We start from the raw sequence: 5,675 nt of genomic DNA on the forward strand, positions 1-5,675 counted from the left end.
TGTCGCTGCAGGTGATATTAGTGTTGAAGAAAGCGAATATTATTAAAGCACATCAGCAATTAATTTTTCTTTTTAAAACGACAGTGAATAGGCACTAGCCAGATTAACCGGCTAGTTTCCAGTGCGTAACTAATTTACTGATATTATGACCGACAGTCGTTAAGTAAAATTCGCCACCATTGTCGTGGTATGCGCGTATTTTTTCAGTAATTAATTCATCTCGATCATGGTATCGACAAATGACGTCGACACGGCTATTCATAGGTGGTAGCGAGGCGTTGATATCTTGATAGTCGTTTGTCATAGAGACTTTCTGTTGTATTTAATTAAGGCTCAATATGGATTCCTGGGGACTATGCTTACAGACAAAAAGCTGTATACTCTAACGCTCATAATGGACTATTGACGAGTCGTTTGTTTATAAAAAATGATCAATATTAAACAGCTGGTTAGTGATGAGTATTGTTATCAGCTTATACGTCAACGTCGTTGGCCAGAAGGCGTTTGTTGCCCTTATTGTCAATCCAAAGGCGTTAAAAGTCATGGTTATCATACTACTCAAAAAGCGCGCAAACGCTATCACTGTCAGAGCTGTAAAAAGCGATTTGATGATTTAACATTCACAGTATTTGCAGGACACCATCAGCCATTAAAAGTCTGGATACTCTGCTTGTATTTTATGGGGCTCAACTTATCCAATCGACAAATTGCCCACGAGCTCGATTTAAATAAAGATGAAGCCCAACATATGACCAGTCAACTACGCGAAAGTATTTTTGCTAGCCTACCCATTCCTCAATTAAGTGGCAAAGTGGAAGCCGATGAAGTGTATATTGTGGCTGGTCATAAAGGTCAGCCAGAAGCTGTAAAAAAAAGGGCGAAAAAGTCGGCGTAATCGACTTAAAGGGGCAAGAGGGAGAGAAACCTTAGAAAAAGAAAAGCCACCTATTTTAGGATTAGTTGAACGTGATGGGCAGTTAATTATTCGAATGCTGAAGAATGTAAAGCAGAAAACCATAGCCCCTATTATCAAGCATGTCATTAATCCAGGCACATTAATTTATACCGATGAATACAAGATTTATAGTAGGTTGCCAGCCTGGGGTTATCAGCATAAAACGGTTTGTCATGGGAAGGGGGAATATGCTCGGGATGAAGATGGTGATGGTTTTCATGAAGTTCATGTCAACACAGTAGAAGGTTGCTGGTCACTGCTGCGCTCTTGGCTTAGGCCACATCGTGGTATATCACAAGAGAAACTACCTTATTATTTAGCATTGTTTGAGTTTGTGTATAATTTAAAACGTCGTGGTAAGGGGTTATTAAATGATTTGGTAGGGCTATTAATCTAGCCCCCAGGAATCCATATTGAGCCTTAAATATTACTGCAAAAAACAGGAATCCAGAATTAGCCAAGCTTGCTTTAAGCTATGGTATCGACAACAATTACAATCGTTGCATATACCTCATCAGTTGAGAATATTATTCAACCAAACAACAACCTTCAAACCACCCAATCGACTTTCACCAATAATGACAGAACCATCATAATAAGTTGCAATTTCATTAATTATACTCAAGCCAAGGCCCGCTCCCTGTGTATTATGCCCAGCTATACGATAAAATCGCTGGACTAATTTTTCCCTGTATTTCTCCATTACTCCTGGCCCCGCATCCTCAACGGTAACTTTTACTTGGCCATTTTCCAATTCACATGTAAATTGAATATGCACTTTACCACTTTCAACGTTAGTGCCATAACGTAGTGCATTTTCAATTAAATTGCGACATACCATTTCCATTGCTAGTGGATCGGCAAAAACCATGATTGAATTGGATCCTTTCATCTGACAATCACAATGGCTGTGATCAATTATCAAGTCTGCAATCACCTGACGAAACAGCTCACACAAATCAAATTTTTCACATTGATTTTCCAGTGCAGTAGCGTTATTCGTTTTAGCTAAGCTTAAAAATTGATTTGCGACTCTTACAACTCTTAATGCAGCATTATTCACTTTATGAAAATCAGAATTAGCATTATCATTATTTAAATAGCCCAGACTTTGCATTTGAGCAATTAATGCTGTAACAGGGGTTCTAAGCTCATGAGTACAAGTATCTAAAAACTGCCTCTCTTTTAGCAATTGAGCTTTCATATTATTTATTAGTTGATTCAAGGCATGTACAAGTGGTAGTAGCTCTTTTAATATTGATGACTCAGGCAAAGGAGGAAGTTTCTCAATAGACACACTTGATACATGTTGGGCTAATAAATTAAGTGGTTGTAAACCTGATTGCACAGCATAATGCATAGCCAACATAGCTAGGCCAAACATAATCAACAATGGTACAAAAATAAGAATAACTAAGCCCCAAACAGCGTTCTTTCTTTCCGAGTCTCTAAGACCGACTAATACACAAGCATTGTTTTGACAAACTGTACTAATAACCCATTTGTGATTATTGAAGTTGGCAATATAAGTTTCTTTTTTATTAGGCTTTGCAAAAGCAACGTCCCCTTGCTGAAGCACTAACTCATGTTCACGCCATCCCAACAATAATAATCTAGGTTGTTGCTTTAATTGTAAACTTTGAACTTCTTGCTGTGAAATAACCTCGATCCAGCTTTCTGCCATCAGTTGAGTTTGGTGTTGAAAAAACTCTCGGGTTTTATACCAGGCAATTCCTTTAGAAAAAATCACCTCTATAAACCAGGCAACTGTCAGAACTAATACAACTCTAAGTAATATACGGCCCTTTAATGAGCTTGGTCGAACTTTGGAATTAAATAACCGATTCCACGCATTGTCTTGATTAATTTGGGCCATAAATGTTTTCTCAACTGCGAAATATAAACTTCTATGGTATTTTCTTCGATATCCTGATCCCAACGATAGAGGGCATCAATAATCTGCTGTTTGGTTTTTACACGTCCCTGTGACTCCAATAAATATTGAAGCAAACGAAACTGGCGTAAGGGAATAGTAACAGGCTGCTGATTCAACAATACTTGCATTTGTCCTGGGTCTAAAGTCAGTGGACCATACTCAATGACAGCAGCGGCTCTCCCCATCCTTCTCCTTAATAAAGCCCTGATACGAGCAATCAACTCATCCAAATTGAATGGCTTAACCAAATAATCATCAGCACCACTGTCTAAACCAAGCACTCTATCTCTTGGCTCATCCCTGGCAGTTAGTACCAATACAGGTAATTCCAGCCCCTCACGCCTTAATTCACGTAAAAGGGTTAGTCCATCACCATCAGGCAACCCCAGATCTAATACAATCAACCCTATTCCCTGGTCTATCAATGCTAACTTTGCATCTTTAACACAGGTTACATGCTCCATTTGCAAGGCAGCCCTACTCACCCCCCTGGCAATACCGTCTGCAATCATTAAATCATCTTCTACTAATAATACTTTCACTACAGAATCCATTTTATACAACATTCAACTCAAATACGCACCAGATCACTTCTACACTTCGCAACAAGGTAAAATACTTGAGGCTAGGAACATTATATTAACTTAAACTGATGTCATACTAACTAATGGCAGATTAATATCCTTCAGTTAATTTGTAGATGCTAATATACTACCGTGAAGCAAATAACAACACCAATACAGGATTGAATTGGTGTTACTTTACAAATTCTTTACATTCAATCCCTGGGCTTATATCCCCTCTTCAGCAATTGTCCGATCTACCTGTAAAAACTCAATAGGTGCTCCATTATCCTCAATAAACGCAACAATAACACCAGGACTAGGGCTATTCGGCTCAATAATCACATTTTTACCGTCAATTGCTTTATAAATATCCTCTACCTCAAAGGCAACATGAGGTAGTGTTTTCACTATTTCAGGGTATGGTGCATCATCTTCATACCTGACCCACTCAATTCCATAAGGATTTTTCCCATAACCACTCACGTACATTTTCAAATGTTTTAAATGAATTTCGTCTTTTAATGATTCTTTAGTTGGTATACCCAAATGATGGTATTTCATACAGCTCCTTTTTTATTCTACGCTTTGTACCAAAGTATCAATGAACTGGCTATAACTGTCTTTCATTGGCAACTCATAGTCCACCGTTAACTGTTTTCTAGTCGCTAATACTGTCTCATTTGTTAATGGGCTAATTGCTTCTTTTTCATATGCTTGCCAATATACCCCTACCCCTCTTTTCTGCCAGCTTGGCAATTCATTAAAGTTAATCCCTCGCTGAAATAAAAACTCATTCTTTTCTGCTACAGACATTTTGCAAAAAGTAACATCTGCCGTTTTAGGCTTAACACCTTCTTTTCTTAATAACCAATAGCAGTGTGAATTCAGTGCGTTTCGGTGAGCATCCTCATTTCTCCACCTGAAATAATCAACCACAAGCTGTCTATTAGGCAACTGACATAGCCGACTGTCAAATATTCCATGATCACCTAACAATAAACTAAACTTCGCACTGGCCTCACCTGCAAGCACAGAGTTGAGCTTTCGCTCCTTTCGTTGAAAGGTATTATCATTTAAATCAAACAATAGTGAAATTTCATCACTTTGAGTGTAACCGTAAATAATCTTAAAGCCACAATTCATTAAATGTTTTACTGTTTCAACCATGATATCCCTAAACTTGGTATCATAAGGAGCTTCAAAGCAATGAGTCTCTTTGGTTAGCTTAGTGAAGCAACGACCATCAATTCGTGCAACTATGTAAATACCAGGCAATACACAATGGTCATGAGCTGTTTCAAACAACCGCATTTTTTTATCTAAATCATCAAATTTCATGGTTCCACTCTTCCACTACACACTTATCTTTAACTAAAGAAACATAATAAAGCTGATCAAAACCTTCCTCATAATTGGGCAATTCCAGTTTATTATAGGTTCCTTTAATCCCCCTTTCTGGTATTTGCTCTTTACCCATACGATTAGCGTTCCTAGCCAAACAGTCAGGTAAACTTGAACTAAAGTAATAACCTTTAACAGTAAAGTAATTATCCTTAAACTGTTGAATATACTTAGTCCTTTCTAACCTCGTTGGGTTGGTATTATCAATCACTACCGACTGTTTCGCAGCAATACAGGCTTCTAACAGAATTCGCTCACGGTTTCTGGTTTTCAGCATATCCAGATTTAGCCTTATGTGGGTTTTATAGAATTCCTGAAGAAAAAATGTTGACTTACCAGAAGCCTGTAAGCCAATAAAAATCACCCCTTCCATAATACTTTCTCTGTTCTCAACACTAATAATTAGTGACATAAAAAAAGCCCTCACAGTTTAACTGTGAGGGCTTTTTAGTGATTCGTACTTGCTAAATCACACTCATAACAGCCCCCCCAGCCAGTAATGATTTGACTGTAGATAAATATGGGCTGAATGGGCATTAAAGTTTAGCATAGACTGATAATATAAAGTTTCAGCTACAACTGTCAACTGGCTTTATCCATTCGCTAGAAAACTATTCTAGAAAAACCAGTGACCCAATAACTCTTAAAGCAACTGAGTCAAGGCCGAAGCAAAGAGCTGTACATGTAGGTCATTAAATACTAAAATTTGTTCAATTAGTTATTTTACCTAAATCTGTGGGATATACCCATAACGAATCATTTTTAGGTGTAACTGAGTACCTAATCTGCAAACTCAGCTAATCCATTACCCATGATT

General features: G+C 37.8%; 7 protein-coding genes and 1 pseudogene. 2 read left to right on the forward strand and 6 right to left on the reverse strand.

What is annotated here, in order from left to right; genetic code table 11:
* Positions 1 to 103: 103 nt before the first annotated feature.
* Positions 104 to 304: a hypothetical protein gene (locus ORQ98_RS28780; protein ID WP_274691381.1), complete on the reverse strand. Its 201-nt coding sequence runs from the start codon at positions 302 to 304 to the stop codon at positions 104 to 106.
* 123 nt (positions 305 to 427) lie between these two features.
* Between ORQ98_RS28780 and ORQ98_RS28785 the strand changes: the two genes are divergently transcribed.
* Both ORQ98_RS28785 and ORQ98_RS28790 read left to right on the forward strand, forming a co-directional pair.
* Complete coding sequence (locus ORQ98_RS28785) at positions 428 to 895, forward strand: IS1595 family transposase (RefSeq protein WP_274692278.1); 468 nt, start codon at positions 428 to 430, stop codon at positions 893 to 895.
* Between the two features lie 40 nt (positions 896 to 935).
* A pseudogene (locus tag ORQ98_RS28790) lies at positions 936 to 1,352 on the forward strand (IS1595 family transposase); the annotation flags it as partial.
* Between the two features lie 117 nt (positions 1,353 to 1,469).
* Here ORQ98_RS28790 and ORQ98_RS28795 read toward each other — a convergent pair.
* The 5 genes from ORQ98_RS28795 to ORQ98_RS28815 all read right to left on the reverse strand — a co-directional run bounded on the left by ORQ98_RS28795 (position 1,470) and on the right by ORQ98_RS28815 (position 5,270).
* Entirely contained in the window at positions 1,470 to 2,639 is a 1,170-nt protein-coding gene (locus ORQ98_RS28795; RefSeq protein WP_274692279.1) for a sensor histidine kinase, read from the reverse strand.
* Positions 2,640 to 2,761: 122 nt separating this feature from the next.
* Positions 2,762 to 3,433, reverse strand: a complete 672-nt coding sequence (locus tag ORQ98_RS28800; protein ID WP_274692280.1) for a response regulator — start codon at positions 3,431 to 3,433, stop codon at positions 2,762 to 2,764.
* Between the two features lie 249 nt (positions 3,434 to 3,682).
* The gene (locus ORQ98_RS28805; RefSeq protein ID WP_274692281.1) at positions 3,683 to 4,018 is read right to left on the reverse strand and encodes a VOC family protein; all 336 of its coding nucleotides are present in this window, start codon (positions 4,016 to 4,018) and stop codon (positions 3,683 to 3,685) included.
* Positions 4,019 to 4,030: 12 nt separating this feature from the next.
* Positions 4,031 to 4,795, reverse strand: coding sequence for a tRNA(His) guanylyltransferase Thg1 family protein (locus ORQ98_RS28810; RefSeq protein WP_274692282.1), 765 nt, complete (start codon positions 4,793 to 4,795; stop codon positions 4,031 to 4,033).
* On the reverse strand, positions 4,785 to 5,270 hold the full coding sequence (locus tag ORQ98_RS28815; RefSeq protein ID WP_274692283.1) for an AAA family ATPase: 486 nt from the start codon (positions 5,268 to 5,270) through the stop codon (positions 4,785 to 4,787). The genes ORQ98_RS28810 and ORQ98_RS28815 overlap by 11 nt, the downstream gene beginning before the upstream one ends.
* Positions 5,271 to 5,675 lie beyond the last annotated feature (405 nt).

It is taken from the genome of Spartinivicinus poritis (assembly GCF_028858535.1).
GTDB classification, from domain to species: domain Bacteria; phylum Pseudomonadota; class Gammaproteobacteria; order Pseudomonadales; family Zooshikellaceae; genus Spartinivicinus; species Spartinivicinus poritis.

Excerpts from the sequence above, each read along its gene's own strand:
- ORQ98_RS28780 (WP_274691381.1), bottom strand. The coding sequence starts at position 304 with ATGACAAACGACTATCAAGATATCAACGCCTCGCTACCACCTATGAAT.
- ORQ98_RS28785 (WP_274692278.1), top strand. The coding sequence starts at position 428 with ATGATCAATATTAAACAGCTGGTTAGTGATGAGTATTGTTATCAGCTT.
- ORQ98_RS28795 (WP_274692279.1), bottom strand. The coding sequence starts at position 2,639 with ATGGCAGAAAGCTGGATCGAGGTTATTTCACAGCAAGAAGTTCAAAGT.
- ORQ98_RS28805 (WP_274692281.1), bottom strand. The coding sequence starts at position 4,018 with ATGAAATACCATCATTTGGGTATACCAACTAAAGAATCATTAAAAGAC.
- ORQ98_RS28810 (WP_274692282.1), bottom strand. The coding sequence starts at position 4,795 with ATGAAATTTGATGATTTAGATAAAAAAATGCGGTTGTTTGAAACAGCT.
- ORQ98_RS28815 (WP_274692283.1), bottom strand. The coding sequence starts at position 5,270 with ATGTCACTAATTATTAGTGTTGAGAACAGAGAAAGTATTATGGAAGGG.